The following is a 14,966-nucleotide window of genomic DNA, read 5'->3' on the forward strand; positions in this document are numbered from 1 at the left end:
TGATGGCGCCCGGCCTCGACCGGGCGGTGATTTCCGAATTCTGAATAACCTTAGCACATTATGCTCTATACACCGATTGAGGCCGTGCATGGTCGCGATAGTTCCAGGCCGCCCCGGAAGCGGCCTGCACGCCCCCCAACGCAAGGCGCCCGCGACCCGGAGGTCGCAGGCGCTGCAGGGAAGGTTCTTGGCCAACGCCAGACGGGTTACTGGTTCGGCTTGCGGGTGTTGATGCCCAGCAGTTTCCAGGCCGGGCAGAAGTTGAACAGGCCGGTGGCCAACGGCACCACGCCGATCCAGCCCCAGACGCCGATGGTGCCGGTCAGTGCCAGCAGGATCAGCACGGCGCCGACCGCGATACGGGCTATCTTGTCGATACCGCCCACATTGCTCTTCATGGTGGACTCCTTCGGTTCGCTTCGGACACTCAGAAGCTGTAAACGGGGATGGACGGGTCTCGCATCATCTCGGCCATCGAGCCCGGGGCGGCCACGCCGACACCTTCCCGCAGGTCACCCTCCTCGTGGTCGCTGTTGGGCAGGTAGATCGCGCAGACGTCCACCTGGGCGCCATTCTCCATCAGCATGCCCAGGATGCCCTCCGGCTTGACCTGGCCCGCCGGATTGCTGGGTGGCGTGTTGATCGCCTCGGCGCTCGCGTAGCCCTGGACGGCCAGGTCGCCGGCGGCGTCACACAGCAGGATATGCAGGTCGGTGCCCTGCTGCTGCATGGCGTTGGAGAGGATCATCGCCATGCCCTGGGTCTGCAGCGAGCCGCTGGTGAGGATCACCAGGGCCTGGTCCTGCGGCTCCTCGCCACCGTGGCTGTCGGCCATGGCGGCCCCGGAACATCCGATGGCAGCAGCGGCGGCGGCCAGGGTAAGTGTCTTCGTGATGGTCATGCGCTCACCTCGTTGGATCGTTGGTGATGACGAGCCCTCACCCGCCAGGCGGGGTCGTCGGGTGGGTGTCACTCGGCCGGACGCCAGGCGACGTCGGGGTCGATCTCGTAGCTCCAGGGCAGGCCGGCGTTGCGCCAGCCATTGACCGCACGCACGCCCCTGGAGTCGCCCTCCTCGAGCTTGCCGCCCTCGAAGCCATCGGTCATCGAATAGACCTGGCTGAAGCCCATCTCGGTGATGATGTCGGCGCCCGGGGCGCTGCGGGTGGCGCCAGAGCGGCACATGACGATGATCGGATCGTCGTCGGCCACGTCCAGGGCATCCAGCTCGGCGCGCACCTGGGCCTCGAAGTCGGCATTCCTGACCATCGGCCAGGTCTTTGCCTCCTCGTCGAAGTTCTCCCGATCGGCCAGCACCCAGGGCACATGGATATTGGTGGGCTCGGCGAAGCCGGTGAACTTGATCTCGATGGGGTCGCGCACGTCGATCAGCACGGCCCGCTCGTTCTCCTGCATCAGTTCATAGGCCTCGCTTGCCGTGACATAGAGCCCCAGTTGGGTCTCCCGGTAGGCGGGAACCTCTTCCTCGGCCAGGGCCGAGCCGGCAACCAGGGTCGCCGCCAGCAGGGAACCGGCCAGCAGGTGCATCATCTTCATAATAAATACCTCTAAGCAAATAACTTTTTAACATAACCCAGAGTCTAGTGCATGGCCACATCTCCTGCATGGGACATCTAGACGCACCTTGATACAGGTCAATCCGCCGCACTCACTGGCCGAAGCCAGTGGCGTCATGGCGGATCTGTTCCCGCTGGCACAGCAGCGCCTGTCCCGAATCCCGCGAGGACTCAAAGAGCCTCGGCGGGTGGCAGGAGGGTCCGACCACAAGGATGTAGATCGGCGGACAGCGCGACACACAGGCCCGCGGGAAATCTGCCATGTCCTGCCGCGGGATCAGGATATGGCAGGCCAGCAGCCGGGCAGGAACGGGCGGAACAACGCCACCGGGGCCACCCGAAGGCTGACCCCATCTCGCCACGTCACGCGGGGTGGCGAGGCCCGCTCAGAGCTCGATACGGTCGCCGTAGGCGGGAATCTCGGCCTCGATGTCGCTGCGGGCGAGGGCCGCCTGCAGCGCCTGCTGGGCGCCGGGCTCGCCATGCACCAGGTAGAAGCGCGGGCGATGGCGGAAGGCCCCGGCCCAGCCCAGCAGCTGGGTCTGGCCGGCATGGGCGGAGAAACCGCCGATGGTGTGGACCTTCGCCTTGACCGCCAGGTCCCGGCCCAGCACGCGGATCCGCTCGGCGCCGTCGACGATCTGGCGCCCCACCGTGCCCGCCGCCTGGAAACCCACGATCACCAGCCGGGTATCGGGCTTCTCCAGGTTGTAGCGGAAGTGGTGGATGATGCGCCCGCCATTGCACATCCCGGCCCCGGCGATGATGATCGCCCCGCCGTGGATGCGGTTGATGGCCATGGACTCCTCCACCGTGCGGGTCATGCGCAGGATCGGCAGGTACTGGCTGGTGTCGCCGCTGGCGGCCACGTTGAGCACCTTGAGGTCCTCGGGATCCAGCGACTTGCGTGCACGGTGATAGAGCTCGGTGACCCGGATCGCCATGGGGCTGTCCAGGAAGACCATCTGCTGGCGCAGGCGCCCTTCATGGTAGAGCACGCTCAGGTGGTAGAGGATCTCCTGGGTGCGCCCCACGGCGAAGGCGGGAATCAGGACGTTGCCGCCGTCGGCATGGGCCTCCTCCAGCACGCGGGCGAACTCCTCGAGCGTCTCCTCCAGGGGGCGGTGGTCACGGTCTCCGTAGGTGCTCTCCATCAGCACCAGGTCGGCGTCATAGAGCTTTTCGGGATCCTTCATCAGCACCGAGCTGGGATTGCCCAGATCGCCGGAAAATACCAGGCGCCGGGTCTGTCCCCCCGAGGGCAGGGCCAGCTCGACGATGGCCGAACCGAGGATGTGGCCGGCGTCACGAAACACCAGGCTGGCCCCGCCCGGCAGTTCGACCAGCTGGCCGTAGGGATGAGACTCGCAGAGTGCCAGGGTCTGCGCCACGTCCTCCAGCTCATAGAGCGGCTCGACCAGCGGCTTGTCGTTGCGCTTGCGCCACTTGTTCTCCCACTCGATGTCCTTGGCCATGATGAAGGCGGCGTCCTGGAGCATGATCTCCAGCAGGTCGCGGGTGCCTCGGGTGCAGTGGATCGGCCCGCGATACCCCTCCCGCACCAGCTTGGGCAGCAGCCCCGAGTGGTCGAGATGGCCATGGGAGAGCACTACCGCTTCGAGCTCCCGGGGCAGCTGGCCGAAGGACTTGGCGTTGGCCTCGTCGGCGTCGCTGCCACCCTGATGCAGGCCACACTCCAGCAGCAGCTTGTGCGAGCGGCCATTGCCGTCCAGTGCAATGAGATAGCGCGAACCGGTGACCTCCTTGACCGCGCCCTGGAAGGTGAGTGTCGACATGGTCTCGCTCCTTGTAGCCGAAGAACGGCTGGTCGCCGAAGAACAGGGCGAAGGCACGGCCCCGGCCTGCCCCTTTGCCTCAGCATAACGGATTCCCGAACAGCCGGCGTCGTCCACGCCACACCCCTTGACCCGGATCATCCCGCTTCGAGCGGGTGGTACATCAGCCCCTCGCGGCGCTGAAAAATGAATGAAGAAATTCCTGGCAACAGCCCGATATTCACTGGCCACTCATGGCTCATTTTCGCTATGATGAATGGCAACCATCTCGCCAACACAATGGAAGAAGACAGATGAAATCCACGCCGACACTCGTGCTGGTCATGGGGGTTTCAGGATCAGGAAAATCTCACGTCGGCAAGTTGCTTGCCGAGGCTATCGATGCCGACTTCATCGATGCCGACGACCACCACAGTGCCGGCAGCATCGCCAAGATGTCGCGTGGCGAACCCCTCAATGATGGTGACCGGGAAGGCTGGCTAGAGACCCTTGCCGACTTCTTTCGTGACCATGCCCGCCGAGGCCGTTCGCTGGTGATCGGCTGTTCGGCACTCAAGCGCCGCTACCGCGACCAGCTGCGCAAGGGAGCGCCGGCGCTGCGAATCCTCTACCTGCATGGCAGCCGCGAGCTATTGTTCGACCGGCTGACCCATCGCCAGGGACACTTCTTCCAGGGAGACCATATGCTGGACAGCCAGCTTCGCGACCTGGAACCCCCGGGCGATGACGAGGCGATTCGCGTGGATATTTCTCTCGCACCGGAGGAAATCGTCTCGACATTTCTCAAGAGAACTGTGGCCTGACACTTATCTCATATGACTCATTAAATACCGCAATAAAACATCAATATCACATAAGAAAGGGAGGCCATCGGCCTCCCTTTTTCATGCTTCTTCCTGCCCCATCTCCACGACTACAGCGGCCAGATGGCCAACTGGGGCCAGGTCAGAAGGGCCGCCAGCACCAGCAGTTGGATCGCCATGAAGGGCAGCACCGATATGTAGATGTCCTTCAAGCTGATGTCCGGTGGCGCCACGCTCTTCAGGTAGAAGGCCGCGGGGCCGAACGGCGGCGACAGGAACGACACCTGCATGTTCACGGCAAACAGGATGCCGAACCAGATCGGGTCATAGCCCAACTCAGTGACGATGGGCAGGAAGATCGGCAGGGCCAGCATGGCGATGCCGATCCAGTCGAGGAACAGCCCCAGCACCAGCATGATCGCCATCATCACCAGGATGATCACGATGGGCGCCACCTCCATGCCCAGGATCATCCCCGACACGAAGCGGTTGCCGCCCATCAGGTTGTAGACCCCCACCAGGGCCGCGGCGCCGATGCCGATCCAGATGATCATGCCGCAGGTGAAGAGCGTCTGGCCCAGGCTGTGGTGCAGCATCGGCACGCTGAACTCGCCGCGCAGCACGATGGCCAGCATCACCCCGAACACCCCCATGGCCGCCGCCTCGGTGACCGAGGCGATGCCGCCATAGATGGTGCCCAGCACCAGGAAGGCGATCATCCCCGGCAGCAGGATCGCCTTGACCGCCTCGAGCTTGCTGGCGAAGGGGTTGTCCTGGGTCGCGGCGGTGAGCGGCGGGCCCATCGCCGGGTTCTTCAGGCAGCGCACCAGCACGTAGGCGATATAGGAGCCCATCAGGATCACCGCCGGGGTGATCGCCGCGGTGAACAGCTCGGCGATGGAGACGCTGGCGATCAGGCCGTAGATGATCAGCACGATCGACGGCGGCATCATGGTGCCCAGCGCCCCGCCGGCGCATACCACGCCGATGGACAGGTGCTTGTCGTAGCCCAGGCGCAGCATCTGCGGCAGCGCCAGGATGCCCAGCAGCACGATCTCGCCGCCGATGATCCCCGACAGCGCGGCGAGGAAGAAGGCCACCACGATGGTCTGCACCGCCACGCCCCCGGGCAGCCGTCCGGCGAACACCCGCATGGCGTTGAACAGGTCCTTGGCAATGCCCGAGCGGTCGAGCAGCGAGGCCATCAGCACGAACATCGGCACCGCCACCAGCGAGTACTCGGTGATGAAGCTGAACACCCGGCTGGTGACCAGCGGCAGCGCCGTCTCGCCGAACCAGCCGAAGGTGAAGACCATCGCCACCAGGCCGGTGATGAAGGCCAGCGGCAGGCCGGTGACCAGCAGGCCGAAGATGGCGGCGATCATCAGGATCGTGGCCGTCCCGATATCCATCAGCGTGTCTCCTCGTCTTGCGGGGCCGGAGCGGCGGGACGGGCGCGAATCGACTGCACCAGGTGCAGCAGCGCCTGCAGGGTCATCAGCGCCAGGGCAAACAGGATCATGCCCTTGACCAGCGCAGGAAAGGGCGGATTCCAGGAGGTGCCGGAGCGTTCCAGCTGCCACTCGCCGAGCGGGTTGTGCGAGGCACGCCAGAACATGTGGAAGGCGGCATAGCTCATGGTCAGGCAGAAGCCCAGGGTCACCAGGTCGTTGAAGCGGTCCATCCAGCACTTGAGCCGCGGGCCGGCGCTGTCATAGAGCACCTTGACGCGTATATGGCTGTTGCGGGCCAGCGCCGCGGGGCCGCCCAGGGCGAAGGTCACGGCGACCAGGAAGACCACGGACTCGTGCACCCAGGAGGTGGGGCTGTTGAAGCCGTAGCGCAGGAACACCTCGACCACGCTGATGCCCATGGCGATCAGCACCAGCCAGGCGGCGCCGCGGGCGCCCCGGGCCACCAGGCGGTCCAGGGCGGTGCGTTCGGGGCCGAGTTCCTCGACCTGCTCGATCAGCTCGGCCGGGTCGCGGTTGTCGGGGGAAGGTTGGGTCATGACGGGTCTCTTCGCACATCGTCCGGGCTCGGCCCGGACGATGTGTGGCTTGCCAGGGGGTGGATGTCGGCCGGCTTACATCAGGTTGCGGGCTTCGAGGAACTCGACCACGGAGTCGTAGATCTTCTGGTTCATCTCGCTCTCCTCGGCCCACTCGGCCCACTCCTCCTTGGCGATGGAACGGAACTTGGCGCGCTCCTCCGGGGCCATGTCGATCAGCTCGATGTCCTCGTCCTGGCGTGCCTCGGCCACTGCCTCGAGGTCCCGCTTCTTGAGCTCGAAGACCATCTCGTAGGCCAGCTTGTCCACCGAGGTCTCGAGGATCGCCTGCAGATCCTCCGGCAGGCCGTCCCAGATCTCCTTGTTGAGGGAGACGGAGACCATGGGCAGTGAATGGAAACCGGGATAGTTCGGGTAGTTGGCGAAGCTGTGCAGCCCCTGGCTGTGGTTGGTGGAGAACACCGTGTAGTCGGCGGCGTCGATCACGCCCTTCTCCAGTGAGGTGTAGACCTCTGAGCCCGGCAGGTTCACCGGAGCGGCGCCGGCCTTCTCGAAGATGTTGTAGACCATGCCTTCCGGGGCGCGGACCTTGAGGCCCTCGAGATCCTCCACGGTGCGGATCGGTCGCTTGGAGGGGAAGGACTCCAGGCCGGTCGCAGCGGCACCGATCAGCTGCACACCGTAGGGGTTGACCAGCTCGTTGTAGAGCTCCTCGCCGCCACCGTGATTCATGTACTCCAGGAACTCCAGCGGGTCGCCCCAGGCGCCCACCAGGTTGCCGAGCATGCCGAAGGCCTTGTCGCGACCGGAGAAGTAGCTGGGGTCGGTGAGATGGCCCTGGAGGATGCCCGACTCCACGGCGTCCAGGGTCTGGTTGGCCTGGACCACGGCGTTGACCGGCAGGATCTCGATCTCGATGCGCCCGTCGGACATGGTGTTGACGTTCTCGGCCCAGGCCTTCTTGAGCTCGAACTGCGGCTCGCCCGAGGTCTCGGAGGTCTGGAAGGTCCACTCGTACTCGGCAGCCTGTGCGGAGAAGGCCAGCGCGCCGAGCACGGCGGCGGTCAGGCCCTTGAGGGCAAAGGAGGGGCGTGGCGTGGTCTGTTTCATGGTGCGTTTCCTTCTGTGGCGCATGACGGTTGTTGTTGTCGGTGCAGGACACCGCGTGCGAGGCGAACCGGTCAACCCGGTTCGGGAACGTCTGCGCCCGGCAGGCGCAGACGTGGCGGACGATGGTCGAACAGGCTCTCGAACCCCAGATCCAGCCCGGTGCGCTCGAGCACGGAGAGGGCCGCCTGCTCTGCCTCGTCGGGCTGGCGAAGGCGGATCGCCTCCATCAGCCGGCGATGGCGCTCCATGCTGTCACTCAGCTCGGCCGCGCTGTGGTTGGAGGTCTCCACCAGCAGGCCGATGGCCGGCTTGAGCATGTGGCTGAGCTGGGCCCACAACAGGTTGTGGGTGGCCGCGAAGATCGCTTCGTGGAAGGCCACGTCGTGCTCGTCGTGGCTGCGCCCCTCGCAGCGCCGATCGGGCGCCTCCAGGGCACGGATCATGTCGCGCCAGGCCGTCTCGATGGCCAGCAGGTCGGCGGCGGTGGCATGCACCGCCGCCAGCCGCGCCATGAAGGGCTCCACGGCCACGCGGAAGGCGAAGATGTCGCGCTGGATGCGCGGGTTGGGCTGGGCGAAGCGGGCCATCCAGTCGCTGACCCGGGGGTCCAGCAGATGCCAGTCGGTGAGTTCGCGCACCCGGCTGCCCTGCCCCGAGATGCGCGTCAGCATGCCCGCCGAGACCAGCTGCTGCAGGGCACTGCGCACGGTGCTGCGGCTGACGCCATAGGTCTCGCAGAGATCCAGCTCTCTGGGCAGGAAGCTGCCCGGCGCATGCTCGCCGGCGAAGATCGCCCGGGCCAGGTCCTCGGCGATATCGGGCTTGTGGGCGAGTTTGCGCCCGGACGGGGGCTGACGCGATGACATGGGGCTCTCGGCGGCTCCTGTACGACTTGATGCAATCTATGTCGGACATAGGGTCGCCCAGATGCCACGGCCTTGCCTTTAGACTTTGGTCACACACCCGGAGCTTGTCGGATTTGACGCTGATCTGCCGCGATATCCGGCTCTTGCGCTACGACCGGTCAATCCATCATGTCTAGACCGCCGCGGCGTTGTCCCGCTCCACCGCCTGGAACATGCGCTCGGGCAGGTCGGGAATCGCCGCCCTGACCCGGTTCCAGCTGGGGATGAAGGGGCGCTCGCCGGGGTTGTCGAGAAAGGCGCTGCCGGCCTCGAGCAGGTTGGCGGCGAACAGCTCCACGGCCTGCTCCTCGGCGTGGCGGTCGAGCCGCAGGCCGTTCATCACGGCATCGTGGTCATAGGCCTCGATCAGGTCCAGCGCCAGGCGGTAGTAGGTCGCCTTGAGAGTGCGAAAGCCCTCGGCGCTGAAGGTCACGCCCTGGGTGGCGAGCTTGCGGTAGAGCGCCTTGGCGATATCCAGGCTCATGCGGTTGAGCCCCCCGGAGGCGTCCTCGGCGGACACCGGCTGGTGCTTGTGGTCGTAGGCATCGGCCAGGTCCACCTGGCAGAGCCGCTTGGTGGAGTAGTTGCGATGCACCTCGGAGAGCACCCCGATCTCCAGGCCCCAGTCGGCGGGAATCCGGATGCCATCGAGCACTTCGCTGCGCATGGAGAACTCGCCGGAGAGCGCATAGCGGTAGCTGTCCAGATACTCCAGGTAGGGCAGCGGGCCGTGCATCTGCTTGAGCGCCCGCAGCAGCGGCGTAACCATCAGCCGCGAGACCCGGCCATTGAGCCGGCCCTCGGCGATGCGCGGGTAGTACCCCTTGCAGAACTCGTAGTTGAAGTGGGGATGGACCACCGGGTAGAAGAGCCGCGCCAGCAGGCCCCGGTCGTAGGTGAGGATATCGCAGTCGTGCAGGGCGACCACCCGGCCGCGGTTCGAGGCCTGCACGTAGCCGGCGCAGTACCAGACATTGCGCCCCTTGCCGGGCTGCTGGGGCGCCAGACCCTGCGCTTCGAGCTCGTTATCCAGCGCCTGGAGCCGAGGGCCGTCGTTCCACAGGATACGGTGGTGCTGCGGCAGCCGGGCGAAGAACTCCCGGGCATGCAGGAACTGTTCGCGGTCGGCGCGATCGAGCCCGATCACCACCTCGGCGAGATAGGGCACCCGGCGAAGTTCCTCGACGATATGGGCCAGCGCCGGTCCCTCCAGCTCGGCGAAGAGCGACGGCAGGATCAGGCTCATGGGACGGCGCTCGGAGAACGCGACCAGCTCTTCCTCGAGGGCCGCCAGCGGCCGGCGGGTCAGATTGTGGAAGTCGGTGATGATGCCGTTCTGGTGGAAGTCGCTCATGCCGTCGCCCTCCTGGCCCCGTCACTGCTGACGTGCGTCACCGCCGGCGCTGGCCGGCGGTCGCCTCGCCCCCACCAGTGGGCCACCCCCTCGGCCCAGCCGTCGGGGCCGGTGGCCCTGCTGCGATAGAGCGCCGGCTGGCGGGGCGACACCGCCAGGCCATGGCAGCCGCGGATCACCACCGCCTGGTCTACCGTCTCGAGCATGGGAATGTCGTTGGGGCCATCGCCGAGCCCCAGGGTCAGCGGCCGCTGGCCACGCAGCGCCTCGAAGCGCTCGATCAGCCAGCCCACGGCGCTGCCCTTGTGGCAGTCACCGGTGACGTGCCAGAACCGGCCGCCGCGCATCAGGCGCAGGCCATCGCCCTTCAACCCCGCGCGGAAGGCCTCGAGTCCGACCTCGTCATCCTCCCAGAGCAGCGGCTCGCTGCCCTCGCGCAGCCGCGCCAGCCGTGCCTGTGGCTCCGACAGGCCGGTGAAGGCCACCAGGTCGTCGAGGGTCATCTCGCTCATGGTGGTGAAGCCCACGCCCAGCCGCGACCGCCACACCGCGAGCCGCTGGCGGATGAAGCCGATGTCGACCCCCAGCGTCCTGATCACCAGACCATCGGCGGCGGAACCGCGGTCCAGCCGGGCATGGCACCAGGCCGGCGGCAGCCCGGCCAGGGCGCCGTTCTCGGCGATGAAGGGGGCGTCCTCGATGCCGAGCTCGTGGCGCAGCGGCACGATCTCGCTGCGGGTCTTGCTGGTCACCGGGATCACCGGCACCCCGAGTTCCTGCAGACGGGCGAGCCAGGGGCGGGCCGGGGCCCAGCCGTAGCCGTGGTGGTCGAGCAGCGAGCCATCCAGGTCGGTAAAGAGCAGGCGCGGGCGCCGGGCGGAGTCGGGGGGCGAGGCGGGTATCGAGGGCATGGCGTTTCCGGTTCCGTGTCGTGGACTCGCCATGCCCCATGCAGGGCGCATGCCAGGGCGAGCCAGAGGCCCCGTCTCACAGGGGCCCACGGCGCGGCATGCCCGGGCGTCGGCGCGATTGCACCAGCGCAGGACACGAAAACGCCCCGCCATGGTGCAGCCTGGCGGGGCGCTCGGGATCCCCTGGCCGCAGCCAGGGTCAGTCAGCGACAGGGCGTCTCAGCGATAAACCGGCAGGCGGGCACAGACGGCCTCGACCTTCGCCTTGACCTCGGCCTCGATGGCGGCGGTGTCGTCTCCTGCGGCCATGACGTCGAGGATGTCGCAGATCCAGCCGGCGAGCTCTCGACACTCGGTCTCGCCGAAGTCGCGGGTGGTCACTGCCGGGGTGCCGATGCGCAGGCCCGAGGTGACGAAGGGGCTCTGGGGATCGCCGGGCACGGCGTTCTTGTTGACGGTGATGTGGGCGCGCCCCAGGGCGGCGTCCGCATCCTTGCCGGTCAGGCCCTGCTTGATCAGCGAGAGCAGGAAGAGGTGGTCCTCGGTGCCGCCGGAGACCACCTCGAAGCCGCGCTCGATGAACACCCCGGCCATGGTCTGGGCATTCTTCACCACCTGCTGCTGGTAGGCCTTGAAGCCGGGCTCCATGGCCTCCTTGAAGCAGATCGCCTTGGCGGCGATGACGTGCTCCAGCGGGCCGCCCTGCCCGCCCGGGAAGACCGCAGACTGCAGCTTCTTCTCGATGGCCTCGTCGCCCTCGGCGGAGAGGATCAGGCCGCCACGCGGGCCGCGCAGGGTCTTGTGGGTGGTGGTGGTGACCACGTGGGCGTGGGGCAGCGGGGTCGGGTAGACGCCGGCCGCCACCAGGCCGGCCACGTGGGCCATGTCGACCAGCAGGTAGGCGCCCACCTCGTCGGCGATCTCGCGGAACGTCGCCCAGTCGATGATCTGGGAGTAGGCGGAGAAGCCGGCGATGATCATCTTGGGCCGGTGCTCGCGGGCGAGGCTGGCCACCTCGTCGTAATCGATGCGGCCGTTCTCGTCGATGCCGTACTGCACGGCATGGTAGTGCTTGCCGGAGAAGTTGGGCTTGGCGCCATGGGTCAGGTGCCCCCCCGCATCGAGGCTCATGCCGAGGATGGTATCGCCCGGCTTGACCAGCGCCTGGAACACCGCGCCGTTGGCCTGGGAGCCAGAGTGGGGCTGGACGTTGGCGTAGGTCGCGCCGAACAGCTCCCTGGCGTAGTCGATGGCCAGCTGCTCGACGATGTCCACGTACTCGCAGCCGCCGTAGTAGCGCTTGCCGGGATAGCCTTCCGCATACTTGTTGGTCAGCTGGCTGCCCTGGGCCTCCAGCACGCGGGGGCTGGCGTAGTTCTCGGAGGCGATCAGCTCGATGTGCGCTTCCTGGCGAGCGACTTCCTTCTGCATCGCATCGAACAGGACGTCATCGAAACCGGCAATCTGCATGTCACGGCTGAACATCGGCGGGAAACCTCGCAAAACGGGAGAATCTGGGAGCCACATGATACCCCAAGCCCCCGTCGGCTTTCACATGAAAGGCGATCATGGGCAACCGCCGGATCCTTCATGGGCACGCGACAGCGCGGCCGGCCTGCCGAACGCCTCAGCGGCTCTCCACCCGCATCTCGAGTCGCTCGGGCAGTGCCAGGGGATCGGCAGAGAGTGCGTCCAGTTCGCTGTCGGCGGGCAGGGTCAGCTGGAGGGTGAGCTCGCTCGCCTCGCCCGCCATCATCGCCACCAGGCCGGTGAGGACGGCCTCGATCTCGGGGCCGAGCATCATGCCGAATCCCCGGGCCTGGGTCCGCGCCTGCTCCACGAAGACCGCCTCGCTGATCCCCTGGCTGGCCGCCATGACCGCCGGCAGACGGCCGAAGAGCCCGAGGTCCGAGAGAGTGGCGTCGACCCGCCCGCCCAGCAGGGTCACGCCCTCCAGGCTCTCCATCTCGGCCAGGAAGGCGGCCGGCTCTACGCCCTCGGGCAGGCGCACCGGCAGGTCGGCATCCACCGCCCAGCCGAAGGCCTCTTCGGCGGTGATGTCCAGCTCGCCGAGCAGCCGGGTGTCGCCGTCTACCGCCTCCCAGCGTCCGGTGGAGACCGCATCGAGGCGCAGCGTTCCGCTACCGCCGGTGAGCACGTTGCTGGCCATGCGCAGTTGCGTGCGCTCCTCCTCGGGCGCCAGGGCGATCATGCGAGCCAGGTCGAGGTCCAGCGCCTCGAGGCGCACCCCGCCTTCCCCGTCCTGCAGGTCACCATCCACCTCGAGTCCGGCCAGGGTCGCCACCAGCCGGTCGGAGTCGATCGCCAGGTCGCGCAGCTCGAGGCGGTCGAGCTCCCGTTCGTCCTCCTCGCCCTGCAGGCCGCGCAGCCCCTCCACCCGAGCGAACGCCAGGGAGAGGGTGCCGCGGCCGAACTCCCCCTCCCCCTCGGCCTGCCCCTCGAGCCCGCTGAGCTCCAGGCTGTCGATGGCCTCGCGTGACAGGCCGGTGGCCTGCAGGCGCTCGACGCTGACCCGCCCACGCCCTTCGCCGAACCCCTCCCCCAGGTCCTGGCCGGCGAACTCGGCGGCCAGCGCCTCGACGTCGAGCCCGGCGATACGCACACCCTCGGGCCAGCTCTCCTCATGGAGGGGCAGCACCGCCCGGGAGGGGACATCGAGGACCAGGGCCTCGGCGGTCAGCTGCACCTGCTCGTGGCCGGGGGTCTCCAGGCGGATGCCCTCGATGCGCACCTCGTCGGGCCGGTCGTAGTCGCCACTGACCTCGTAGCGGTCGAGCCACAGCTGCTGCCCCTCGGGGCCGACGAAATGGAGCTCGCGGGCGGTGACGCGGTCTCGGATCAGCGCCGCCGAGACCTCGCCGATCTCGAGGCGCCCCTCGGCGGCAAACAGCGCCCGGAGGTCGGCCTCCAGGCGCTCGGCCGGGTCGTCGGCCAGGGCCGGCAGGGAAGTCGACAAGGCGAGGGCGGCCAGAGTGGCCGGCAGGTACCGCGTCGGACGCATGGGATCACCTCCGGTGTGAGCATGGTGGATGATCAGCAGTCTACATCAGTGCGGCGAGGCCAGGCGCATCTCCAGCCGCCGATTGACCTCCTGGAGCACGGCGAGGCGCGCCCGGCGCTTGTCGTCGCAGGCGATCAGTGCCCACTCGGCGCCCGGCGCCTGGGTGCGGGCGAACATCTCGTCGATGGCCTGTCGATAGTCGTCCCAGCGCTTGCGGTTGCGCCAGTCCTCGTCGGTGAGCTTGTGGCGCTTGTGGGGCGAGGCGGCTCGGGCCTCGAAACGGCGCAGCTGCTCCTCCTGGCTGATGGCCAGGAACAGCTTGCCGAGCACGGTACCGTGGGCCAGCAGCTGGCGCTCGAACTCGCGGATCTCCGCATAGGCACGCCGCCAGGCCGCCTCGGGGGCCAGCCCCTCGACCCGTTCCACCAGCACCCTGCCGTACCAGCTGCGGTCGAAGATGGCGATGCGACCGTCGGCCGGCAGTCGACGCCAGAAGCGCCAGGCCCAGGGCAATGCCAGCTCCTCGTCGCTGGGGGCCGCGATGCGATGGATCCGGTACTGGCGGGCATCCAGTGCCGCGGTGACCCGATGGATGCCGCCCCCCTTTCCCGCTGCGTCGAGTCCCTCGAAGGCCAGCACCACCGGGATGCGCCGGCGGGCCACCTCCCGGGCGTTGATCGCCAGGCGGCCCTGGGCCTCGGCGAGCCGCGCGGCATAGCTCGCCTTCTTCAGCGAGGCCTCCACCCGGGGCTCGGCACGGCGTATCGAGGGCGCCGCCGCCACCTCGCCGGGCACCCCCTCCGGCACGCCGGAGGGCGCCACGGGGGGCGCGGCCAGGGTCTCGTGCAGCAGGGCCCCCACCCGCTGGAGCTGTGCCGCCGGGTCGCGGAAGTCGAGCCGCCGCCAGGGCGCATGATCGGCCGCGGTGGCGTCGCGCATCTCGCGCCCCAGGGCGGCGATGGCGGCATGCTGCAGATGGCGCTGCCAGTCGGTGGCACTCAGCTGCCAGGCACGGGCCGGGTCCTCCTGCAATGCCTGCAGGTGACGGCGCTGTGCGGGACGGTCGATGTCCATCCACAGCTTGAGGACTACCACCCCTTCGGCGGCCAGCTCGGCCTCGAACGCGCGGATCTCCGCCAGCCTGTCGCGGAAGGCGCCCGGCGGGAGACGCCGTTCGGCCCGGGCGAAGAGCGCATCGCCGTACCAGCCATGGATGAAGATGCCGATGCGGCCGCGATCGGGAAGGCGTCGCCAGAAGCGCCACCAGTAGGGTCGCTCGCGCTCCTCGCTGCTGGGGCCCAGGGCATGCACCTCGGTGTGGCGGTTGTCCAGCCAGTGGTTGAGCTCGTTAACCAGCCGTCCCTTGTGGGTGACGGCGTGGCCGGTCAGCAGCAGGATCACCGCTCGCTCCCGGCGACGGGCGAGGTCGAGCTGTGCCTCCAGCAGGCGGGCGCGCAGGGTCTCGGTCCTCATGGCC

14 protein-coding genes are annotated in these 14,966 nt (G+C 67.7%); 1 reads left to right on the forward strand and 13 read right to left on the reverse strand.

The features are described from left to right. Positions 1 to 206 precede the first annotated feature (206 nt). The 4 genes from QLQ83_RS07440 to QLQ83_RS07455 all read right to left on the reverse strand — a co-directional run bounded on the left by QLQ83_RS07440 (position 207) and on the right by QLQ83_RS07455 (position 3,373). Positions 207 to 398, reverse strand: a complete 192-nt coding sequence (locus QLQ83_RS07440; protein ID WP_282734878.1) for a YgaP family membrane protein — start codon at positions 396 to 398, stop codon at positions 207 to 209. Positions 399 to 427: 29 nt separating this feature from the next. Next, entirely contained in the window at positions 428 to 901 is a 474-nt protein-coding gene (locus QLQ83_RS07445; RefSeq protein ID WP_282734879.1) for a hypothetical protein, read from the reverse strand. 68 nt (positions 902 to 969) lie between these two features. Next, positions 970 to 1,557 carry a rhodanese-like domain-containing protein gene (locus QLQ83_RS07450; RefSeq protein WP_282734880.1) on the reverse strand — a complete coding sequence of 196 codons (588 nt, stop codon included), beginning with the start codon at positions 1,555 to 1,557 and terminating at the stop codon, positions 970 to 972. A 406-nt stretch (positions 1,558 to 1,963) separates the two neighbouring features. Further along, complete coding sequence (locus QLQ83_RS07455) at positions 1,964 to 3,373, reverse strand: MBL fold metallo-hydrolase RNA specificity domain-containing protein (RefSeq protein ID WP_282734881.1); 1,410 nt, start codon at positions 3,371 to 3,373, stop codon at positions 1,964 to 1,966. 293 nt (positions 3,374 to 3,666) lie between these two features. Here QLQ83_RS07455 and QLQ83_RS07460 point away from each other — a divergent pair, with 293 nt between their 5' ends. After that, positions 3,667 to 4,176, forward strand: coding sequence for a gluconokinase (locus QLQ83_RS07460; RefSeq protein ID WP_282734882.1), 510 nt, complete (start codon positions 3,667 to 3,669; stop codon positions 4,174 to 4,176). Between the two features lie 110 nt (positions 4,177 to 4,286). Here QLQ83_RS07460 and QLQ83_RS07465 read toward each other — a convergent pair whose 3' ends face one another. The 9 genes from QLQ83_RS07465 to QLQ83_RS07505 all read right to left on the reverse strand — a co-directional run bounded on the left by QLQ83_RS07465 (position 4,287) and on the right by QLQ83_RS07505 (position 14,962). Then, on the reverse strand, positions 4,287 to 5,588 hold the full coding sequence (locus QLQ83_RS07465; protein WP_282734883.1) for a TRAP transporter large permease: 1,302 nt from the start codon (positions 5,586 to 5,588) through the stop codon (positions 4,287 to 4,289). Next, positions 5,588 to 6,187: a TRAP transporter small permease subunit gene (locus QLQ83_RS07470; protein ID WP_282734884.1), complete on the reverse strand. Its 600-nt coding sequence runs from the start codon at positions 6,185 to 6,187 to the stop codon at positions 5,588 to 5,590. The genes QLQ83_RS07465 and QLQ83_RS07470 overlap by 1 nt, the downstream gene beginning before the upstream one ends. Before the next feature lie 75 nt (positions 6,188 to 6,262). Continuing rightward, positions 6,263 to 7,297: a TRAP transporter substrate-binding protein gene (locus tag QLQ83_RS07475; RefSeq protein WP_282734885.1), complete on the reverse strand. Its 1,035-nt coding sequence runs from the start codon at positions 7,295 to 7,297 to the stop codon at positions 6,263 to 6,265. A gap of 71 nt (positions 7,298 to 7,368) precedes the next feature. Beyond that, positions 7,369 to 8,163 (reverse strand): FadR/GntR family transcriptional regulator, encoded by a 795-nt coding sequence (locus QLQ83_RS07480; RefSeq protein WP_282734886.1) that lies wholly within the window; start codon positions 8,161 to 8,163, stop codon positions 7,369 to 7,371. Positions 8,164 to 8,335: 172 nt separating this feature from the next. Beyond that, entirely contained in the window at positions 8,336 to 9,556 is a 1,221-nt protein-coding gene (locus QLQ83_RS07485; protein ID WP_282734887.1) for a glycosyltransferase family protein, read from the reverse strand. Beyond that, positions 9,553 to 10,467, reverse strand: coding sequence for an HAD-IIB family hydrolase (locus QLQ83_RS07490; RefSeq protein WP_282734888.1), 915 nt, complete (start codon positions 10,465 to 10,467; stop codon positions 9,553 to 9,555). The genes QLQ83_RS07485 and QLQ83_RS07490 overlap by 4 nt, the downstream gene beginning before the upstream one ends. Before the next feature lie 219 nt (positions 10,468 to 10,686). Then, positions 10,687 to 11,952: a serine hydroxymethyltransferase gene (gene glyA / locus QLQ83_RS07495; protein WP_282734889.1), complete on the reverse strand. Its 1,266-nt coding sequence runs from the start codon at positions 11,950 to 11,952 to the stop codon at positions 10,687 to 10,689. A 142-nt stretch (positions 11,953 to 12,094) separates the two neighbouring features. After that, positions 12,095 to 13,489 (reverse strand): hypothetical protein, encoded by a 1,395-nt coding sequence (locus QLQ83_RS07500; protein WP_282734890.1) that lies wholly within the window; start codon positions 13,487 to 13,489, stop codon positions 12,095 to 12,097. A gap of 45 nt (positions 13,490 to 13,534) precedes the next feature. After that, entirely contained in the window at positions 13,535 to 14,962 is a 1,428-nt protein-coding gene (locus tag QLQ83_RS07505) for a polyphosphate kinase (RefSeq protein WP_282734891.1), read from the reverse strand. Positions 14,963 to 14,966 lie beyond the last annotated feature (4 nt).

Source organism: Halomonas rhizosphaerae, assembly GCF_030010555.1.
Lineage (GTDB): Bacteria > Pseudomonadota > Gammaproteobacteria > Pseudomonadales > Halomonadaceae > Halomonas > Halomonas rhizosphaerae.